Below are 20,879 nucleotides of genomic sequence, written 5' to 3' on the forward strand. Positions count from 1 at the left end.
GTCGGTGTTGCGACGACCGATTGAACACGGCCAGTACACCAGCGGCCAACTCGCGGACGCTGCCGCCGAGCTCGGACTGCTCCGGTCAATGGGCCGCACCGGGGTGTGCTGGGATAACGCCGCCGCGGAATCGTTCTGGTCCACGTTCAAGAACGAGTACTACCACCGGCACACGTTCGCCACGATCGACGCCGCCCGCCGCGGCGCCTACACGTGGATCGACGGGTGGTACAACGCGCGCCGCCGCCACTCCGGCATCGGCTACATCAGCCCGCTAGAGTACGAACGCCGCCAGCTCGCGCTGGCAGCCTGACCAACCAACCACCTGTCCGGGAATCGGGGTCAGCCTCAAGCTCTACATCTCGTAGAGGACGCGCTCTCGGGTTGGAGCGTGTGGTGCTCCCGTCTCCTCAACCGGTGCTCGGACTGGAGACCTGACCCGGCGGGAGCGGGAGTGAGTGGCGTCAGGCGTTCATCAGCCAGAGCATGGCGGCCATGCCCGCCGCCATCAGGGCATGACACCCAGAATGAAGCCGGTGTCCGCGCGCGGTCGCAGATCGATACAGCCACCACAATGCCCCGATCGCGCAGACGACGATGAAGAGACCGTTGACCACATCGCCCCAGACCGGCGTCGCCGTCAGACCTTGCTCGTGCCCGCTTTCGTGATGCCCCGCATGCGCAGATCCGGCATCGTCACCCATATCCATGCCGGCCATGAGCAACGGCATGGCCGCGAGCATCCAGATCATCGCCGCATTCATCGCGACGTGTCCCACGAGGTCGACCCGGTGCGCCAGTCCGTGCGCGCGCCGGAAGTTGGGGATGAGTGCGAGGGCGAAGACGGCGAACAGCGCGACCTGTGCCCAGGTGACCGCGTCGAGGACTGCGGCCCAAGTCATCAGGATCATCGCCGCGCTCATCACGGTGTGGGTGATGTCGACGAGTTCCTCATCGCCAATCCCTTCAGTGCTTCGCGGCCGGACGACGCGACGCGCGATGAGTGCACCGACACAGACAAGGCCGGTGAACACGAACACGACTGTGAGGATCAAGTCCCAAGGCGATGTAGTCACACCGCCACCTTACTACTACAATATGTAGAGATAACTGGTTGCTGTTCCGAGAGGCCTGCTGATGACCGCTACCGAGACCGACATTCCCGACGCACCCGCGGCGGTGCCGTCGCCGCCGAGGCGGAGGAAGACGAACTGGTATGGGGCGTTCTGGCGGTGGCACTTCTACGGGGCGCTCATCGTGATCCCGGTGCTGTTCGTCCTCGCCGTCACCGGCATGACGTACATGTTCCGTGCCGAGGTCGACGCGCTTACCCACCCCGGCGTCCTCACCGTGACCGCTCCGGAGGGCGCGGAGCGGGAGGCGCTGTCAGTGCAGGAGGAGGCGGTGCAGGGGGCGTATCCGGATCGACCGGTCCTCTCGGTCGTCGACCACACGGGGGACCGGGCGACCGTGTTCGTCACCGAGCGCGCCGACGGGGTCAATGCGAACGTGTATGTCGACCCGTACACGGCGACGATCACGGGCGAGCTCACGGCGGACCAGCTCGTCTCGGACTGGGCCGAGCGAATTCACGGGGACCTCCTCATCGGCGAGGAAGGCATCGGAGACCGGATCGTCGAGCTCGGCGGAAGCTGGGCGATCGTGCTCACGATCACCGGGTTCATCATCTTCTTCCTCGGCCGCCGCCCCCGTGGAGGAGCCCAGGCGAAGAAGCTGAAGGGGGCCCGCCTGCGGGGGTGGCATGCGATCGTGGGGCTGCCGGTCGGGTTGGGCATCCTGATGCTCGTCGTCTCCGGACTGCCCTGGACCGGCGTATGGGGATCGGCCGCCCAGCAGGTCGCTTCAGGCAACGGGTCATCCCTCTGGGGCGAAGATCCTGGGGCGGAGTCCACGATCGACGAGCTCATCGAACGCACCAGCGGCACCAACGCCGAGGCAGGCTGGGCGATCGGCAATGGCCACACCGGGACCAGCCAGATCACAGGGACTGCACCGATCCCCATCGACGATGCGGTCGCCACCGCCCGGGCGGAGGGCGCACCGGAGCCGTACTCGATCATCTACCCCGACGGCGAGACCGGGGTGTTCAGCGTCATGTCGAGCCAGTGGAACGACAACGGCAACCCTGCCGAGGCCGAGGTGAGTCTGGAACGCACGATCCACGTCGACCAGTACAGCGGCGATGTCGTCGGCACCTACGGCTACGACGACTACAGCATCAGCGCGCAGGTCGTCTCCCAAGGAATCGCCGTCCATGAGGGCCGCCGTCTCGGCGTGTTCAACACGATCCTGTCGACCCTGTTCTGCCTGGCCGTGATGTTCATGTGCGTGTCCGCGCCGATCATGTGGTGGACGCGGCGGGGCTCCGCCTCCGGGACGGCCGCACCTCGAGCGAAACTTCCTGTCTGGGGAAACTGGTTGCTCATCGTCGTCATGGCGGCTCTCGGGATCTTCTTGCCGCTGTTCGGCCTCTCGCTGATCGTCATCCTCGCACTCGACCAGCTTCTGATCCGACGCGTGCCGCGCATGAAGAAGTTCTTCGGGAGTGTCTGAGACCGCTCAGGCACAGAATGCGGTCCCAGTTCAGGCGATGCCGAAGGGACGCGCACCTCATGGAGGCAGCCGTTTGGTGAACCGTCCCAGGTTTGATGCCGCTTCCTTTCGAGTTGAAAGGATGGCGTTATGCCGAAGAAGATTGATCAGGCGCTCAGGGATCGAGCTGTCAGGCTTGTGCTCGAGCACCGGGCCGAGTACCCGTCAAACGCGAAGGCCATAGCTGCCGTCGCCCGCCAGGAAGGCGTCGGTAACGAGTCGTTGCGACGGTGGGTCGTGCAGGCCGATATCGATGCGGGCAACCGCGATGGGCAGACCAGTGAAGAGCATGCTGAGATTCGCCGTCTCAAGGCCGAGAACCGACGACTGCGTGAGGACGTTGCGATCCTGCGTGCGGCGACGACTTTCTTCGCGGGGGAACTCGACCCCCGCAACCACTGATGATGGGCTTCATCGAACAGATGAGAGCCGAAGGTCACGCAGTCGAGTCGATCATCCGCGTCCTGCGAGAGCAGGGCGTGAAGGTCGCTGCGCGCACCTATCGGGCTTGGCGCAGGCCTCACATCGCCGTGCGGACGATCTCCGACGCGATGGTCGTTGACGCCATTCGCGCGGCGGCGTGGACCACCGAGCTGCGCGCGGACGGGACGACGCGTCGGAGAATGACTCCAGAGGGATTGTATGGGCGAAAGAAGATGACCGCGCTGATCCGCCGCACTGCCATCGCGGACGCGACACGTGGCGCGGTGGACCGGGCGATGCGGACGCTGGGCTTGTCGGGCATCACTCGCGCGAAGCGCATCAGGACGACGATTCCGGGCAAAGACGGCAATCGCGCCGGCGACCTCCTGAACCGGGATTTCACCGCCCCGCGGCCGGATCATACCTGGGTGATGGACTTCACTTATGTTCGATCATGGGCGGGCTGGGTGTATGTCGCGTTCATCCTCGACGTGTTCTCGCAGCGCATCGTGGCCTGGCATGCGCAGACCACCAAGCACACAGATCTGGTCATGATCCCGCTGCGTATCGCGCTGTGGGAACGGGACCGGCAAGGCCACCCCGTCCAGCCAAACCAGCTCCGGGCGCACTCGGATGCAGGCAGTCAATACACGTCGCTGGTGTGGACCGAGAAGCTCGCCCTCGACGGCATCGCCCCATCGATCGGATCCATCGGCGACGCATATGACAACGCACTCATGGAGACGATCAACGGCCTCTACAAGGCTGAATGCGTGCGTACGACGATCTTCCACGACGGCGCGTACAAGACCATCGCCGACGTCGAATACGCCACCGCTGGCTGGGTCGATTGGTACAACCACCGCCGCCTCCACGGTAGTCTCGGCATGGTCAGCCCCAACGAATACGAAGCTGCCCACTACGCGGCTCTCACACGCGAGCCGCTCCCCGCATAGAAGCGGCAGAGAACCTGGGACGGTTCAAGTCATACATTGAGTTTATCGAGGCAACTTCTGGGCTCATCGGAGGGTTCGACCACTCTGATCACGGATGGTCGCTGCGCCAGATGTCTGGTCAGTGTGCTCTGACTCACGGATACGGGTGCGGGCGCGTTGGTAGTCGATACGTTGCGCATCATCCGCCGGGACTGGCCCGAGCGGGCTTGTCGAGGTGATGCCCCACCGATCCCGATACGCGACAACCGCCCGCACCGTGCTCTGCCGCACCGCCGGGTCAGCAATGTCGAGCGCCGTGACCCAGGGCTCAGCGTGTTCGAGCACCGCCTGGGTGAGGATGTTGAGCCGCGCCTGCATGAGCTGCTCCCGTTCCTCAAGGGCTTGCCGCATGGCAGGGTCGGTGATGCCCGTGGCCCGGGGCACCAGACCGATGATCAGGCCGGGAGCCTGGCGCGACGAAGCGGGGTAGGTCGCCGTGACTTTCTGGATCCGGAACCGCAGCAGCGATCCGAGATCTTCAACGTCTTCGAGGTTTCCTGCGCGGATGACGCGTGGGAGGAGGTCGTCGATGTTGTGCCCCTCGGCTTCGAGGCGACGAAGCTCCGTGGTGAGGATCCCAAACGAGTCCGTCTCCACAAGATCGTCAACGACGGCGGTGCCGAGGCCTGCTGTTTCGAGGAGGGTGACCCACCGGGATTGTTGGGCTTCCGTGGCGATGGTCTCGTATTCGGCGGCCAGCTGCGCGAGCGACCCCCACATGTCTTGTTCTGCGGTGATGGTGTCATGTGCGGACTGTTCGGCACCGACATGTTGGAGGATGCCATAGAGAATGCTTCGTGCGCTCAGTTCCAGGTCGTCTCGGTGTTGATGTTCTTCCAGATGATGCTGGTCGGTGGCGACATAGACGCGGTTGGATTCTCGGCCGCGGGTCATCGCGACGTAGAGCGACTCACGGGTGACTTCCGGTGAGTGGACGATCGCGTGAGCGGTATCGACGGTGGAGCCCTGTGCCCTGTGCGCGGTGATCGCGTATCCGAGGTCGACCTGGTCAGCAACGTAGGCTGCGGGCAGAATGATCGTGGTCCGCCACCGAGAGTGTGCCCGGCGGACCGTGAGGGATCCGTCGTCGTGTGCGTGGGTGACGTGCCAACGGTCTCCGTTCTTCACCCAGCCGCGTCCAAGGGAGAGGCGGCGGTCGTTTCGCCTGGTGATGACCAAGTCGCCGCGGGAGGCTTCGTTCCCGTCGTGCAACTTCACCCCATCCAGGGCGACATCTCCAGCGAGGATTCGGTCGGTGCGGGCACGCGTATTCAGCTCGGATACAGTGTCGAGGGTCTCCGCGATCAGCACCGACGTCTTGCCCGCGGCTTGGTCGCTGACCCAGGCTTGGTAGGCGGCGTCGAGGATGTCTTCGTAGGTTCCCGGGGTGACGCGGTCATGCTTGAGGTAGGTGTCGATGACGTCGGTGTCGCCGAGGCGTAGCTGCAGGGAGGCGTGTTTCTCCCAGTCGTTGCGGAAGCGGCGTACGTCCAGCAGCTCCGGTGCGTCGCCTCGATCTCGGACGAGCATCCCGAATGCTCCACCCGCGTCGACCGCGGCCAGCTGCGCCCAATCACCCACCAGCAGTACCTTCGCGCCCGCGTCGGCGGCGTGGGCGGTGATCGTGTCCAATGCGAGGGTTCCCGCGAGGGACGCTTCGTCGATGATCACCAGTTGACCAGCGGTGAGGTTCCAGGTGCCGCGGCGGTGCTCGTGCAACCATTTCGCGGTGTTCTCGGTGCTGATGCCGAGGTCCTGGGCGAGGACATCCGCTGCGGCTGCGGACGGGGCCAAGCCGACCACGGACCCGGCACCGTGGTTCTTCTCCCACGCCCTGCGGAGGGCGCTCATGGTCGTCGTTTTCTCCAGTTGTCGGGATCGCGTCAGGTTCGAAACCGCTGATTTGGCGGGTGTAGCCGTAGAGGATGCGGTCGTCTCCAAAGACGGTGGTTACGTGTTCGCCCCCGTACTTCGGGTCAGTGCCTGGATGGTGGCGGGTTACGGTGACCGGGGTTGTGCCTTGGTGTTCTTGCCGAGTCGTGACCTCGGTGAACGTTTCAGGGATTCTGAGGGTAGGGAGAAGATGTTCTGACATGGTGTTCCTTTCAGGGATTTATTGAGGCTGCTGTGGGGTTCGAGACCCGAAAATCGTGAATGTGAGGGCGAGTAAGAAAATGGGGATTGCGATGAGTGCCGTGACCTGCACGAGCCCAGTAGTTGATACTTGGGCCAATGTTGCAAGCACCGGGATTGGCAGAGCTGCAAGGCTGGCGCCGAGGAAGAGTGCGAAGGTGTAGAGCGCTGTGACACTGCCGTAATGTTCTGGGGACATGCCGGTGAGGGTTTGGATTGTTGCCGGGGCGAGCACCGACACGCAGGTGGCAAGGAGGAGCATGCCGAATCCTGCGCCCAGGACGCTGTGCCCGGTGAAAACAAGCAGGGTGCTTGCAAGCGCTGCGCCGGTAAATGCGGTAATCATGCGTGTACTTGGGCGGATTCGAGTAAGCCAGGGTGAAGCGGCTCCAGCCCAGATCAGAGCGGGCAGTGCACTGAGGCGCAGCATCAGGAGCTCGCTGTCCGGGTAGTGACCGGTGTGCCCGAGGGCTGCGTAGAGCGCGATGAATGGGCCAAGGATCGCCAGCGTTGCGATTAACAGTAAGACAATGCGCAACCTGCCCAAAAGGCCTGCAAGTATCCTCGTGGCGTTCTGACCAGTTTCTGCGCTGCCGGGAGTAGGCCGCAGACCACGCATGGCAAGCACCAGCCCTAAAGTCAGGGTGATCGCGCTGAGGATGAAGAACCAGCGCCATGAGCCCGCTAACACGACGAGCTGCGCGAGGACCTGCGCAAGCACCGCGGCAGCAAGAAAAGAACTGGTCAGTACGGTCACGGCGATTAAGCGGACAGCGGTCGGCAGGCGTGCACCGAAGTATGCGAAAACCGATGGGGCGAAGCTTGCCGCGGCGGCACCTTGCACGATCCTGCCACCGAGAAGCCAAGACATGCTCGGGGCACAAGCCACGAAGACAGTGGCTGCAAGCAGTACGGTCAGGCCGATCAGAAAGCACCTTGTCGCACCATAACGATCGACCGCTGGCCCCCAGACGAGGAAACCAATCGCATAGGCAACCCCGAATAGGGACTGCACCAATTCCGAGGTGCCCGGATCAGCACCGAGGTCGAGGGCCGAAGCCGGACCGAGCACGAGCGCACCGTAGAGCTGTGAGAGCACCACCAGGGCAAGTACTACAAAGAACGTGATCGAGAGAGGCGCTCGATCCAAAATTTTTGGTCGGGTGGCAGGCATGGGTGGCGCGTCAGAAATGATTGGTCGGGAGGTGGGCATACACATCACGCTACAACCAACTGGTTAGTTGGGCAACTATCTGGTTGGTTGCTTCTCAGTGGTGGAGCTTCTACGCTGGGGACATGGCTGGACCAGAAAACACCAAACGAGCGCTCCTTGAGGCGGGCCGTGAGGAGTTCGCGAAGCACGGACTTGCCGGAGCTCGTACGGATAGAATCGCCGCGAATTCCGGTGTGAATAAGCAACGTATCTACGCATATTTCGGCAGCAAACAAGGCATGTTCCATGCCGTGTTATCTGACGCACTGGATTCTCTGCTCGGAATTGTCCCGTATCCCAAAGGAGACTTGCCGCCAGGAGAGTTCCTCTCCGCGTATCTACAAGCAGTCAATGCTTACCATGCCAAGCATCCGGACCTGTTGCGCCTGTTGCAATGGGAAGCACTCGAACCCGACACCGTCGAACCGGAGAGTGATTCCAGATCGGTGTACTACCAGGATAAAGTCACTTCCTTGGCACAACGTCTGAACATCGAGACGAAGGAAGCCGCACCGATCCTGTTTGGAATAATCGGGCTCGCAGCCTGGCCACACATCGTCCCGCAACTGGCCGCTCTCATCATGGACGACTCTCCCAAGCGTGCTCAGAAACAGGCTTTACAGTGGGCAATAAACAGTGTCGCTTCACTCACTGTGAGGTGATGACCTGAAAGATCCTCGGCCGCAGATCTCGGTGCATGAAACCGTGCAGTAGGCAGCGTCTTAGGCTTTCTTGCGGAAATGTTGTCAGGGGTAAGGTGCGCACAGTTTGGGGTGGTCCTACTCCATGGCGCGGGTCGGCTGGGCATCACCAAAGTCGTTCCGGTGACGGTTCTAGCGGATGATCAGGGGCTCATCAGTGTGTTGCCAACCATTGCGTTGATATTCACGCGGGGACATGTCGTGGGCTCGGGTGAAGACCGTGGTAAATGCTGATGGATGTGCGTAGCCAAGCCGACGAGCCGCCTGCGCCACACCAACCCCTTCTTCAAGATAGCGGCGTGCTTCGGTCATGCGTACCTCCGATCGCCAGGCCACATAACTCTGCCCTGTGGTCGCGAGGAAAGCGCGGCCGAGGTCTCTTGCGTCGGCATTGAGTACTTGCGCCCATCGTGTGAGAGTTCGTCGATCCGCTGGATTGTTGCGCACCGCGCGGATGATCTTGTAAACGGGCGTAACTCCCGCCAAGTCTTCGGCTGCTCCGGCTCGCGTCCTCGTGGCATGCTTGAGAAATGAGTGCGTGATCCGGTTCGGGTCGTGCGACGTAGGGCGAACAAGGCTGTAATTGGCGACGAAAGTGTGCAGCAGGTAGAGCTCAGCCTCATCTGGAAATCGCTGGACGAGGTTGCGAGGAAGTCGCGTTTCCGGTGTGCCGTGGCGTGATCCGAGAGGGAGTAGCAGCGAGCCGCGCGAAAGTGTAATGCTGTTGCGAACGCCTGCGGGAAGCCAGATAGCGTCGCCGCGTCGGAGTCGTCGAGTGCGCTCACCGACCATTACTCGCGCGGCACCGCGGTAGAGCCATACCAGGACGTGGAAATCGTTGGTCCGATTCCAGGTCTGCGTTGCCGGGACGGACGGCGGTGAAGCCTCAGGTGGAGCCGCCTCAGGTTGCAGTTGAGGCAGCATCAGTTCGCTGAAGTCGGTGGCAAGGGTGTCATCGTGACGGGGAATGACAGGCCGCGCCTTCTTGTACTGGCGGGGGGTCATTCCAGTTTGTGTGTGGAATGCTCTCGTGAATCCAGCGGGAGTGGAGAAGCCGACCTGCCTGCCTGCTTGGCCGATCTCGTGGCCAGCATCCATCAGGGCGGCTGAGGCCGCAACACGTACAGCAGTGCGCCACCGTATGAATGGAAGTCCTGTCTCTTGCAGAAACTGCAGTTGCAAAGTCCGAACGCTGATATTGACCGCTCGTGCGTGGTCTGTCGTCTCGGAGGGATCATCGGGTCTCTGGAGCAGCGAGTGCGCGACCGTCAGGGCTTCAGGTGAGCGGGGCATCGGAGGCAGTGGCACCTGCTCTATAGGCCGCGCTTCTTCCTTAGGTGTCGCGTAGCGAGACCCGGCAACCAGATCGAGGAGGCTGGTGTCGGAGGTTGCGCCCCGAAGGTAGCCGATACTCCGCGCGAACTGGTAGATGAGCCACTCGGACCAGCTGTTTGAGAGATTGATGCGCTGGGGTCGGTCGAGGTTCGGCGCGCGGGTTCCTGCGGCTGGGAAGATCGGGAATGCGACTGAGTCAGCGCCCACCTCCACGGTGTAGGGGATACCGGCAGGCAACCATATGCCCTGCCCGGAGGAGAGTAGGTACTCCTGTTGCGCTGCGCGAACCTCTGCGGTTCCCGCGTGCACCCATAAGAGGGAGGGGTCACGTGTGTTGTGCACAGACACTGCTTGGGAGGTAGGCACCGGTGGTGGGTCGAACAGCACGAGCATGATCCTTTGTTCACTAGTCAGGCATCAGCATCAGAGTATGCGAACTCTGCGCTTACGGATAAATCATCCGACCTAAGTAAGGGTACACTTACTTAGTGAGCCCATGTGTGCCGATGCTTGTGGGGGTGGTCCGTTCTGTCGCTGTAAGGAGATTGTCTATGAGTGTGTCTGCACGTACGTTGCGCTTGGTTCCAGTAGCGCTGCGTGAACTTGCTGTAGGCCGCGTTGTGGACGTGACTTCGGGGATGAAGCGGATCACGCTGACGGGGAGCCAGTTGGGTGAGTTCACCTCGCCAGGGGGAGATCTGCAACCAGCTTTCACCTCACCGGGGTTCGATGACGATATTCGTTTGCTGTTTCCCTATCCAGGTGAGAGTGAGCCGGTCTTGCCTGTGATCGAAAATGGCCGCGTAACGTTCGCGGAAGGGAGGCGCCCCATCGCACGGGCGTACTCGGTGCGACGTTACGACTCGGAATCGCGTGAGCTGGATGTTGATTTCGTGCTGCATGGGCACGGGGTTGCGGCCGATTGGGCTCGGCGGGCACGACCTGGTGACCCGATCCATATCGCGGGTCCGGGCAAGACGCAGAGCCTGCCTGCCGGTTGCGACTGGTTCCTTGTGGCAGGTGACGATACAGCGATTCCCGCTATTGCACGGCTCCTCGAAGAACTACCGTGCGATGCGCGCGGTCAGGTTCTCATCGATGTTGCGGAAGACGATCACCGACAAGAACTCACTGCCCCTGAGGGAATCGAGATCTCCTGGATTCCTCGCCACACTGGCACGCGGCACCCGCTGCTCAACGCGATACGAGGCGTGAACTGGCACGACAATGAGCCGTTTGCTTGGCTCGCTGGCGAACAGGCCGAAGTGCAAAAGATGCGCCGCTTCTTGGTCAAAGAACGCGGTGTCCCAAAGTCCGACATCGATTTCACGGGCTACTGGAAGCGGGGCGCGGCCGAACTCGTCGGCCAGTGAGGCGAAGGGAACCTGCATCCCTCACCCACGACCTATCCCACCCGCTCAGTGGTTCTCGGGCACACCAGCAATAAAGAAAGGCAGTCAATGTCAACCACCCTCGCGGCACGCCGCTTGGCGCTTTGTGCATCGTTTCTATTGCCGGGTCTGGCAATGTCGTCCTGGGTCACGCGCACACCAGCGATTCGCGATTTGCTCGGAGCCTCAACCGCGCAGATGGGTATCGTGATCTTTGGTCTATCACTAGGGGCGATGGCGGGGATTCTCTGTTCAGGGCCGCTGTTGGCTCGACTTGGCGCAAAGCCACTGATCGCATTCGGCACGTTGGGTGTAGCCGTGAGCGTGCCCCTCATAGGTCTTGGCGCGGCAGCCCAGATCGACGGATTCGTCATCGCGGCATTGGCGTTGTTCGGTCTGAGCATGGGCGGTAGCGAGATTGCACTGAACGTTGAGGGCGCAGATGTCGAAGCCATCTCTGGCAGACCGTTCCTGCCAGCGTTACATGGTTCGTTTAGCTTGGGCACCCTTATCGGTGCGGCACTCGGAATTGTGGCTACCGCCGCGGATTTCTCAGTTGTCACGCATCTGATGACGATCGGACTGTCCGGCATTGTGATCCTGCTAGTTTGCATACGCTTCTTACCGCCCGCAACCGGTCGCCGACAGAAACCAAATACACCGGCCTATCGTTCTGAGCGAGCAGTATGGCGCGACTCCTCTCTTTGGCTCATCGGAGTCATCGTTCTCGCAATGGCGTTCGCTGAGGGCACGGCGAACGACTGGCTTCCCCTGATCATGGTCGATGGGCATGGTCTGAATCCAGCACTCAGTTCGACGGTCTTCGCGGTCTTCGCCGCGGCGATGACGCTAGGACGGTTCTTGGGAGGACCGGTTGTTCAACGATTCGGGCGTGCCTGGGTGCTCGGAGCGAGCGCTCTGAGTGCCGTTGTTGGAATCTCGCTTGTTGCTTTCGTTGACAATTCAGTCGTGGCGGGGGTTGCAGTTGTGTTGTGGGGTCTGGGCGCGTCTCTGGGGTTCCCTGTAGCGATCTCCTCGGCTGGGGCATCGGGAGAGAACTCGGCAACGCGTGTTGCTTTCGTGACCGTCATTGGATATATCGCGTTCCTGGTTGCTCCACCCCTTCTCGGATTTGTCGGCGAACGTGCCGGACTGCGTGGCGCGCTCGTCATTCCCCTCCTCGTTCTCTTCGTTTCGATCTTCCTCAGCCCGGTCGCCCGGACGCAGCGATCCTCAATTCAGATAGGGAAACCATGAGCCGTTCGCAAGCTAAGCCTTCTCGCATCCTCAGCAGCATCTGTGTTGTTCTCACCATTTCCTTGTTCGCTGCAAGCTGCTCGGCAAAGCCCGAATCCGATAATGCAACAAGACACCCTGAGCAAGCATCTTTACTGCCAGCGGCCGAGCAGACTACAAGCTATCCGCTGACGCTCGAATCACCGTTCGGTGAGACTGTTCTTCCGGAACGGCCTGAACGCATTGCAGCGGTCGCCCCGACAGCGATCGACACTGAGCTGCTTCTCGCCCTCGGCGTGACCCCCATTCTCACGTCAAGTCTCGTGAGTGAAGGCGGTTATCTCGACGATCATGGGGCAGCAGAAATTGAAACCTACGAGTTCGTGTCCGGTGAAGACCTTCCGATAGAAACCATCGCCGCCAGCCACCCTGACCTCATCGTGGCGGTGGGATGGACAGACGGGTTGAGTGGCGTCAACCTTGGCGACTACTACGACCGATTGACGTCAATCGCCCCAGTACTGACCAGTCCCGACACGTCGTCGCAACAGCTCATCCCTTGGCAAGACTCTATTCGCCTCCTTGGATCGACGCTCGACCTCGAAGACGCAGCAACACAAGTTATCGCACATCACCAAGAACATTTCGCCGAGATACGAAAGGAACACCCGGAATTTGCGGGTCTCACCACTAGCTGGGTTCTCCACTTCGGGGCCGCAAATAGCCTCCGCTATATGTCTCCATCGGGATCGGGGACAGAACTCTTTCTCAGCGAGCTTGGGTTCATTCCGAATCCGAAGGCTAATCAGTTCGTAGGCGACCCGTGGGTCAGCAGTGAACTGCTGACCCAAATCGATGCGGATGTTCTCTTGCTGGGCCAGACCGTGAACGCGAGCGATGAAGAAATGCACGAGCTTGTCACCGAAAACACCCTCTTCATGAATCTGGGCGCTGTCACGTCTAGGCATCTCGTCCGGTTGGCTCCGAAGACCGAAGACGACCGAGATCTGCTCTGGACGGTCACGGTAGGCGGACCAATCGGGCAGGAATGGGCCGCAGATTATCTCGTTCCTCTCATCGCCGATGTCCTAACGAAGACTTCATGACCATCCCTCTCATCAATGAACAATCTGAACTATAGAAAGGCAAACACGAATGAAGAAGACCAGACGCTCCCGCGTCGCTGCCAGTATCGGGGCGAGCCTCGCGACAATACTGCTCATCGCGGGCTGCTCCACGAGCCCGGACTCCAACGACAGTCCTGAAGAGCCCGGCGCAAGCGAATCAAGCCTGCTCCCTGCCGCTGAAGGCAAGACCAGTTACCCTCTGACGCTCGAATCACCGTACGGAGAGACGATCCTCGAGGAGCGCCCTGAGCGGATCGCAGCGATCGTCCCGAACGCGATCGACACCGAGTTGCTGCTTTCCTTAGGGGTCACGCCTGTGTTGACCTCGAACTTCGTAAGCGAGGGCGGCTACCTCGAAGAGCATGGGTCAGCCGAGCTGGACACCTACGAGTTCATGATGGGCGAAGACATCCCCATCGAGGCCATCGCAGCGAGCAACCCCGACCTCATCGTCACCGTAGGCTGGGTGCCCGGTTACGGCGAACTGCGTGACTACTACCAGCAACTCTCCAAGATAGCCCCGGTGGTGACAAGCCCGGAATCGTCTCAACGCACCATTCCCTGGCAGGACTCGATCCGCGTCCTAGGTGAGACGCTAGACCTTAGCGGCGCGGCCGAAGCTGTCATTGCGGAACACGATGAACGCTTCGCGCAAGTGCGTGCAGATCATCCCGAGTTCGACGGGCTCACCGCGACCTGGGCGATCTACTACGGCCCAACAAACGGACTGCAGTACTTCTCACAGCCTGGCTCCGCGCCCGCTGCATTCCTGGCCGACCTCGGTTTCAGCGAGAACCCGAACGCCACGGAATTCGTGACGGATACCAAGGTTAGTGATGAACTTCTATCGAAGATTGACGCCGACGTCCTCATCCTTGGACAGAGCGCAGCCGCGAGCGAAGCCGAAATGCAGGAGTTGACAGGTCGCGACCTGTTCCAAAACCTGGGAGCGGTATCGTCCGGTCAGTTTGTCCAGCTGCCGCCGAAAACTGACGACGGCGGCGATCTCTTGTGGGCAATCACCAGCGGCGGACCCATCGGCAATGCTTGGGCGGTCGAACGCGTCGTTCCCCAGATTGCGGACGTGTTCTAACTCGGGTCACGGACTATCGCGGCACCACGGGTCTAGCAGTCCGTGGTGCCGCGATAGCTGAACAACACGAAAGATCGGTCATGACTGTTTCGTTAGTAGGTGCGCGCGAGGCGTGCAGTGCGCTGGGAGAAGGGCACCTCCCAACAAGCAACCGTCGAATATCGGGTGTGATTGTGCTGCTCGCGTTGCTTGTGGTGGTTCTGGCAGCAAGCCTGTCATTCGGCGCGAACCCGTTACCCATCAGCGAGATCTGGCGGGTCGTACTCTCCCCAGATAGCTCCGAGGCAAGCTCCATTGTCTGGACATTACGAGTACCTCGCACGGTTGTGGGGATTGCTGCTGGTGTGGCATTCGGTGTTTCGGGCGCGCTCATCCAGGCGATCACACGCAACCCGCTTGCCGATCCCGGTATTCTCGGCGTAAATGCCGGAGCGGGGTTCGCCATTGTCGTTGGCGTGACGTTGTTCGGAGTCGGAGGAATCACCGGGTACATCTGGTTTTCGTTCATCGGTGCGATCCTTGCCACGGTGCTCGTCTACCTGATCGGGTCAGCGGGACGAGGCGCCTCATCTCCCGTCACACTCGTGCTCGCAGGCATCGCACTTGCCGCTGTCCTCTCAGCTTTCTCAACGTTTCTGACACTGATGGATCAGGAGACGTTCCGTTCCTTCCGGGCTTGGGGGTTGGGTTCCCTCTCGCGCGCCTCACTCGATGACACCGCTTCGGTTGCCCCGTTTCTGGCGGTAGGAATCCTGTTAGCCGCACTGATCAGCAGCTCCTTGAACGCGGTCGCGCTGGGAGACGACCAAGCGACCGCACTCGGAGCAAGCGTCACCCGCACTCGTATTTTGGGGATCATTGCCGTGACGCTCCTCGCAGGTGGCGGAACAGCGCTCACCGGAGGTATCGCGTTCGTAGGTCTCATGGTCCCGCACATCGTGCGCTGGTTCACCGGACCCGACCAGCGATGGATCATCGCCTACACCGCCCTCGCGGCACCCTCCATCGTGCTCATCGCAGACGTGCTGGGACGAGTGATCACCCGCCCCGGCGAGATCGAGGCCGGCGTGCTCACCGCACTCATCGGTGCCCCCGTCCTCATCGCACTTGTGCGCCGGCGAAAGGCATCCGGGCTATGAAATCCACTATTCAAATCCCACGACAGATCGATTTCGGTTACCGGAACCGCACAATCCGTACTCAGCGCGCCGTCGCGCTGAGATTCAGCGCACGGAGCATTGCGATCAACTCGATCCTCGCCGTAGTTGCGGTGACCGTTGCGGTGATGTCCCTCGGAATCGGTGACTATCCACTGACAACTGCCCAGGTTGTCCAGTCGCTCTTCGGCCAGGGCGATGACTTCCATCGCCTGATCGTGACGGAATGGCGTCTGCCCATCGCGATCGCGGCAATCCTGTTCGGAGCGCTACTGGGGATCGGCGGTGCAATCTTCCAATCGCTGACCCGCAACCCCCTGGGATCTCCGGATGTAATCGGCTTCGACGCAGGATCGTACACGGCCGTGGTGCTCACAATCCTTGTCATCGGCGCGAATCAGTACTGGTACATCGCCGCAGCAGCTCTGGTCGGCGGGCTGCTCACCGCAATCGTGGTGTATCTGCTCTCCTATCGAGGAGGCGTGCAGGGTTTCCGCCTCATCATCGTCGGCATCGGAGTTTCCGCGATGCTGGGATCGATCAACGCGTACCTCATCACTCGCGCCGAGATCACCGATGCGATGAGCGTCGGTTTCTGGGCGGCCGGGTCGCTCAGTCGCGTCGGATGGCACTCGCTTGTCCCCGTCATCATCGGGGGCCTGATTGTCTTCATCGGAGTGACGATGTTGGCTCCCGCTCTGCGACAACTGGAACTTGGTGACGACGCGGCACTCGCTCAGGGGGTGAACGCTTCCGTTGCTCGCCCGCTGCTGCTGATCCTGGGAGTTGCGACGACCGCGTTGGTGACAGCTGCTGCCGGTCCGATCGGGTTCGTCGCACTGTCCGCGCCACAGCTCGCGAGGCGATTGACACGGACACCCGGGGTAACCGTGGCTGCGTCCGCGTTCATGGGAGCCGCGCTCTTGTCTCTCGCGCAGTTGCTGTCGCTCGTGATCGCGCAGGTCTACCGGCCTGTTCCGGTTGGCCTCATCACCGTGAGCCTGGGTGGTCTCTACCTAATCTGGCTCCTTATTCGTGAAACAAGGAGAAGCATATGACACGAGTGGACACTCACCCCCTCGCCACTGCTAACACCGCCGAGTTGACCGTACCGACAAGTCGACTGTGGACGGTGAATGCCACGATCGGCTATGACAAGCGCGTCATCAACGAGAACCTGTCGGTGTCGATTCCCGATGAGTCTTTCACCGTGATCGTCGGGCCGAATGCATGCGGCAAGTCGACCCTTCTGCGCGGGCTATCCAGGCTCCTGAAACCAGGATCAGGGCGGGTGGTACTTGACGGACAAGACATCCATTCCTACAAGGCCAAAGAGGTTGCGCGCAAGTTGGGACTGCTACCGCAGACCTCGCTCGCTCCCGATGGGATCAGAGTCGCTGATCTGGTCGCTCGCGGCCGGTATCCGTACCAGAAACTGATCCGACAGTGGACACCGGACGATGAGCAGGCGGTCTCTACCGCGATGGCAGCAACTGGCATCCATGAACTCTCAGACCGGCTCGTCGACGAACTCTCCGGCGGGCAACGACAGCGAGTCTGGGTCGCGATGGCGCTGGCACAGCAGACCGAAATCCTGTTGCTGGACGAGCCGACGACGTTCCTTGACCTGACCCATCAGATCGAGCTGATGGAACTATTCACCGACCTCCACCTTGCCGGGCACACCCTTGTCGCCGTTCTTCACGACCTCAACCAGGCTGCCCGCTACGCAACGCATCTCGTCGCGATGAAGGACGGAGGTGTCGTCGCCGAGGGCCCACCGGCTGAGGTACTGACCTCCGACCTGGTCGAGCAGGTGTTCGGTCTGCGCTGTCTCGTCGTTCCTGATCCCGTCGCAGGAACCCCGCAGGTGGTGCCGCTCGGACGAGACCGGCATCGGAACAAGGAAACTCCGATCAAGGAAGGAGGCACCGAATAGTGCCCGCACTCAACAATGACCCTGCGGCCGCACCGGCCTCACCCATTGCGGCCGCACTGCGCCCCGCGATCCCTGTGCTTACAGCAGCGGTTACCGCCGCCGCGCTTGGTGGCCTCACGATGGTCGGAGCCTTATGGTTCACCGTGCAGGTCGTCGCTGCGGTGACACTGACGCATGCGATTTCGGCGTGTGTCTGCTGGCTCATTGGAGGCCTGCTCCTGTCCGTCTCGTCGTGGCTCGCACATCACGGGGAGGCAAGATTCTCCGCACGGCTACGGCGCGATACCGCTCGCCATCTCGCGCACATGCCGATGAGCACGGTCTCACGGTATGGCGCTGACGCGCTGCGTCGTCTGGTAGGCGAAGACATTGCCGCGCTACACCACACCGTCGCACATCTGCCCGCGGAAATCGCGACCCTTGCGGTGGTGCCCCTCGCGACAGTAACTCTGCTGGTCGCAGTGGCGGGTCCCCTTACCCTGATTGCGCTGATCCCTGGCCTGCTGGCCGCAGCCTACTATCTGTTCATCGTGCCGCGAAGCTCAGCGAAACACGGAACCGAAACGGTCCGTGTGATGACGGACATCAGGACCGCTGTCGACGACTACGCACGCGGCATTCGCGTGTCCCGCATTTACAGCGCACAGGCCGGGGCAACCGCCAACTATGCCGACGCAGCACGCCGGTTCACCGAGAACATGGTCGCCTGGGTGCGACGGGTCGCGACACTCTCTTCCGTAGCGGTGGCGCTGCTCCAGGCCGTCGCAACCTATGCGATCGCCTACGCCATCGGCTACGACCAAGAGCCGGCAGTGCTCGCCGCCATGCTGCTGTTCGGGCTCGCCGTGGTCACCCCGGCGCTGCGCCTTGGGCATGGCCTGGACTATGTACGAGCGGGCAGCGCCGCGGCCGAACGCATCGCAGCGGTACTCCGCGAACCGACCGTCACGGGATCAACCGATCACAGTGACGACCCTGGACTTGAACTCGTCGACGTGCGGATCGGTCAGGACGACCGCACACTCATCCACAGTCTTTCCCACACATTCTCACCAGGATTAGTCACCGCGATAACCGGCCCCAGTGGCAGCGGCAAGACCACGCTGCTACGTACTATTGCCGGGCTGGAAACGCTCGAAAGCGGCGTGATCCGGTACCCCCACAGGGAGACGAACAGCGAGAAGACGTCACCCGACTCGGTGTTACTCATTCCACAAGGTGGGGATGTGCTCTCCGGGACGATCCGCGAAAATATCGCGCTCTCGACCCCAGAGGCCACCGATGATGAGATCAGCACCGCGCTTCGACGTGCGCAACTCGACCTCCCCCTGGATACCGCGACGACCACCCTGTCGGGCGGTGAACGTCAACGAGTCGGACTCGCCCGCGCGTTCCTCACCGATGCCCGTGTGATCCTGCTCGATGAACCCACCAGCGCGCTGGATAAGGACACGAGCGGGCGGCTCGTCAGCGAGCTACACACATTCGTCATGGAGGAATCGAAGACGCTCTTGATTGTCACCCACGATCATGGACTGGCCGAGGGCGCCACAGCACAGCTCAAGCTCACCGGCAACTCGGTCACGGTAGCCGGAGGAACCCGATGAACACGCAGCACACCCAGACCCTTCCTGCAGCGGCTCGCCGCAGACTGGTACTCATATCACTTGGCTGGGCACTCGTCGCGCTGGCCGAGGCGACGGCCTACACCGTGCTCGCCCTTGCGATCGCAAAGCACCAGCCACCGGGAATGGTGATCGCGACTGCGGCCGTCGCCCTGTTTATCACCGTGCTCGTCTCGCGCAGCGGCTACCTCACCGGGGCAAGGCTGGCCGGAGATCTCTTCCAAGGAGTTGGCGCGGCCTTCTCCCACGCCAAACTCTCGTGGTTCACCGAGAAGAACCGAACTCTTGTCGGCACGGTCGCCGGACAATCAATCCCCGCCCTGATGAGCGTTCCCGCCCATCAGCTGCAGACGTTCATTCTCTCGCCGCTCATCCCGCTTCTCTTGCTTGTCGGTATCGCGATCGTCGCTGGCCCCCTCACCATGCTTCTGGTGGCCGGGCTTGTCATCATCGCGTTCCTCGCACAACTACTCGCTCAACGAGCCCTCAGCCGTGCAGACGCAGGCCGAAACACTGTCGAGCAGGCCACCACCGAGGCATCCCTGGAATTCATCGATCACCTCGAACTGCTGCGGACCGCCGCAGGGCCAGACCGAGCCGTGGCGCGCCTGGAAGACAGATGGGACTCGGAAGAGGCTGCGCTCGCGCGTACGAACCGTGTATCGACTCCCGCGACCTTCGTTTCTAGTCTCGCGAGCATTCTGCCGCTTGCTGGTGTCCTCCTCTTCATCGCGTCGACAGCCATTGATGACCCGGCTACGGCACTGGCGCTCATCATCCTCACCGCCCGTGCATCTGCACCTTTGGATGCTCTCGCCCTGGCGGGGGTCTCGATCAACGAATTGCGTACCACGATCAACCGGTATCGCGCGGTGCTCTCGGCCCCGGTCTTACCCGAGCCGACCAAATCTGTCCAGAGCGTCGGCCATGCGATGACAGTGAATGATGTCTCGCACATCACCGTGCTGAAAGGGATCTCTACCGAGGTGCCCGAGGGCTCTACGACGATCATCACTGGTCCGACCGGAAGCGGCAAGAGCACCCTGCTTTCCCTGCTGATGCGGTTCGACGATCCTGACAATGGGCGTATCGAACTCGGCGGGGTCGACCTCACAGACATGCGATACGAAGACCTCGCGCAACGGATCGGCTATGTGCCGCAGGATCCTGTCGTGTTCGACGGAACACTGGCCGACAACATCCGTCTCGGCGACCCATCGGCCACCGATGAAGAGATCATCCATGCGGCAAAACAAGCCGCACTCGGTCAAGTCATCGAGCAATCACCGCTCGGGATTCAGCAATCAGTAGGCCACCACGGGAACGCACTGTCAGGCGGTGAACGCCAACGAGTCGCGATCGCCCGAGCCCTCCTTAAACAGGCACCGATCCTCATCCTCGACGAGGCGACCTCCGCCCTCGATACCGCCACGGAAGCGAAGATCGCCGAAACGATCCGCGCGCTCCCATGCACGAAGATCGTCGTCACTCACCGCGACGCGGACACAACCTGGCAGCCGACAGGTCACATTGCGCTCGGAGCACCAAGTGGTCGGAACACCAACGACCTCTGGTGAAAATGAAGTGAATTTGTTTGGGTCAGGCGGGCTGCCAGTGTTAGTGCGGGATCAGACAGCGCAGGTTCCGTCCGGCCCGTTGCGTGTGGCTGCGGTGAAGGTCGTGTTCGTGCTCTCAGGATGGGGACGCCTGCACACTCCAACAGGTGAGGAGCTATTGGGCGCGGGCAGTATTTTGACGATTCCAAATGGTATTGAGTGTCGCGGGTTTCCAGCAGAACATATGCGAACAGTGACTTTCTACATTCATCCCGGATTACTAGCCGATCAGGTGCGGTGGCTGTCTGCAGCACACCCTCTGGTACACCATCTGCACCGTGC

General features: G+C 61.6%; 17 protein-coding genes. 13 read left to right on the forward strand and 4 right to left on the reverse strand.

Features of this window, described 5'->3' with window-relative positions; all coding sequences use genetic code 11:
* Positions 1 to 7: 7 nt before the first annotated feature.
* The gene (locus CIK77_RS04925) at positions 8 to 313 is read left to right on the forward strand and encodes an integrase core domain-containing protein (RefSeq protein WP_147271144.1); all 306 of its coding nucleotides are present in this window, start codon (positions 8 to 10) and stop codon (positions 311 to 313) included.
* A 151-nt stretch (positions 314 to 464) separates the two neighbouring features.
* Here the strand turns inward: CIK77_RS04925 and CIK77_RS04930 are convergent, their stop codons facing one another.
* A complete protein-coding gene (locus CIK77_RS04930) occupies positions 465 to 1,040 on the reverse strand; it encodes a DUF5134 domain-containing protein (RefSeq protein ID WP_249268446.1) in 576 nt (191 codons plus the stop codon).
* A gap of 97 nt (positions 1,041 to 1,137) precedes the next feature.
* Here CIK77_RS04930 and CIK77_RS04935 point away from each other — a divergent pair, with 97 nt between their 5' ends.
* On the forward strand, positions 1,138 to 2,574 hold the full coding sequence (locus tag CIK77_RS04935) for a PepSY-associated TM helix domain-containing protein (RefSeq protein ID WP_087053567.1): 1,437 nt from the start codon (positions 1,138 to 1,140) through the stop codon (positions 2,572 to 2,574).
* Positions 2,575 to 2,703: 129 nt separating this feature from the next.
* Positions 2,704 to 3,992 (forward strand): IS3 family transposase gene (locus tag CIK77_RS04940; protein ID WP_087053566.1). Its coding sequence is split into 2 segments (ribosomal slippage): positions 2,704 to 2,977 and positions 2,977 to 3,992, totalling 1,290 coding nucleotides; the frame shifts between segments, so codons are not numbered across the junction.
* Between the two features lie 63 nt (positions 3,993 to 4,055).
* Here the strand turns inward: CIK77_RS04940 and CIK77_RS04945 are convergent.
* Entirely contained in the window at positions 4,056 to 5,882 is a 1,827-nt protein-coding gene (locus CIK77_RS04945) for an ATP-dependent DNA helicase (protein ID WP_087053565.1), read from the reverse strand.
* Positions 5,883 to 6,144: 262 nt separating this feature from the next.
* Positions 6,145 to 7,377 (reverse strand): MFS transporter, encoded by a 1,233-nt coding sequence (locus tag CIK77_RS04955; RefSeq protein WP_006822418.1) that lies wholly within the window; start codon positions 7,375 to 7,377, stop codon positions 6,145 to 6,147.
* An 83-nt stretch (positions 7,378 to 7,460) separates the two neighbouring features.
* On the opposite strand from CIK77_RS04955, the gene CIK77_RS04960 reads away from it, so the two are divergent.
* A complete protein-coding gene (locus CIK77_RS04960; RefSeq protein ID WP_087053563.1) occupies positions 7,461 to 8,039 on the forward strand; it encodes a TetR/AcrR family transcriptional regulator in 579 nt (192 codons plus the stop codon).
* 171 nt (positions 8,040 to 8,210) lie between these two features.
* Here CIK77_RS04960 and CIK77_RS04965 read toward each other — a convergent pair whose 3' ends face one another.
* Positions 8,211 to 9,620 carry a helix-turn-helix domain-containing protein gene (locus CIK77_RS04965; RefSeq protein ID WP_249268445.1) on the reverse strand — a complete coding sequence of 470 codons (1,410 nt, stop codon included), beginning with the start codon at positions 9,618 to 9,620 and terminating at the stop codon, positions 8,211 to 8,213.
* A 344-nt stretch (positions 9,621 to 9,964) separates the two neighbouring features.
* Here CIK77_RS04965 and CIK77_RS04970 point away from each other — a divergent pair, with 344 nt between their 5' ends.
* The 9 genes from CIK77_RS04970 (at position 9,965) to CIK77_RS05010 (ending at position 20,558) form a co-directional block, all read left to right on the forward strand.
* Positions 9,965 to 10,786: a siderophore-interacting protein gene (locus tag CIK77_RS04970; protein WP_087053562.1), complete on the forward strand. Its 822-nt coding sequence runs from the start codon at positions 9,965 to 9,967 to the stop codon at positions 10,784 to 10,786.
* Between the two features lie 87 nt (positions 10,787 to 10,873).
* Positions 10,874 to 12,061: an MFS transporter gene (locus tag CIK77_RS04975; protein ID WP_087053561.1), complete on the forward strand. Its 1,188-nt coding sequence runs from the start codon at positions 10,874 to 10,876 to the stop codon at positions 12,059 to 12,061.
* Complete coding sequence (locus tag CIK77_RS04980) at positions 12,058 to 13,146, forward strand: ABC transporter substrate-binding protein (protein ID WP_006822423.1); 1,089 nt, start codon at positions 12,058 to 12,060, stop codon at positions 13,144 to 13,146. Before CIK77_RS04975 ends, CIK77_RS04980 begins: the two co-directional genes overlap by 4 nt.
* A gap of 49 nt (positions 13,147 to 13,195) precedes the next feature.
* Complete coding sequence (locus tag CIK77_RS04985) at positions 13,196 to 14,260, forward strand: ABC transporter substrate-binding protein (RefSeq protein WP_006822424.1); 1,065 nt, start codon at positions 13,196 to 13,198, stop codon at positions 14,258 to 14,260.
* Positions 14,261 to 14,427: 167 nt separating this feature from the next.
* Positions 14,428 to 15,399 (forward strand): FecCD family ABC transporter permease, encoded by a 972-nt coding sequence (locus CIK77_RS04990; protein WP_249268444.1) that lies wholly within the window; start codon positions 14,428 to 14,430, stop codon positions 15,397 to 15,399.
* A complete protein-coding gene (locus tag CIK77_RS04995; RefSeq protein ID WP_006822426.1) occupies positions 15,396 to 16,475 on the forward strand; it encodes a FecCD family ABC transporter permease in 1,080 nt (359 codons plus the stop codon). The genes CIK77_RS04990 and CIK77_RS04995 overlap by 4 nt, the downstream gene beginning before the upstream one ends.
* Positions 16,472 to 17,356, forward strand: coding sequence for an ABC transporter ATP-binding protein (locus CIK77_RS05000; protein ID WP_006822427.1), 885 nt, complete (start codon positions 16,472 to 16,474; stop codon positions 17,354 to 17,356). The genes CIK77_RS04995 and CIK77_RS05000 overlap by 4 nt, the downstream gene beginning before the upstream one ends.
* Positions 17,356 to 18,963 carry an ATP-binding cassette domain-containing protein gene (locus CIK77_RS05005; RefSeq protein ID WP_006822428.1) on the forward strand — a complete coding sequence of 536 codons (1,608 nt, stop codon included), beginning with the start codon at positions 17,356 to 17,358 and terminating at the stop codon, positions 18,961 to 18,963. The genes CIK77_RS05000 and CIK77_RS05005 overlap by 1 nt, the downstream gene beginning before the upstream one ends.
* Positions 18,960 to 20,558 carry an ABC transporter ATP-binding protein gene (locus tag CIK77_RS05010; RefSeq protein WP_087053560.1) on the forward strand — a complete coding sequence of 533 codons (1,599 nt, stop codon included), beginning with the start codon at positions 18,960 to 18,962 and terminating at the stop codon, positions 20,556 to 20,558. The genes CIK77_RS05005 and CIK77_RS05010 overlap by 4 nt, the downstream gene beginning before the upstream one ends.
* The last annotated feature ends 321 nt before the right edge of the window (positions 20,559 to 20,879 follow it).

It is taken from the genome of Microbacterium sp. JB110, from assembly GCF_003335195.1.
GTDB lineage: Bacteria > Actinomycetota > Actinomycetes > Actinomycetales > Microbacteriaceae > Microbacterium.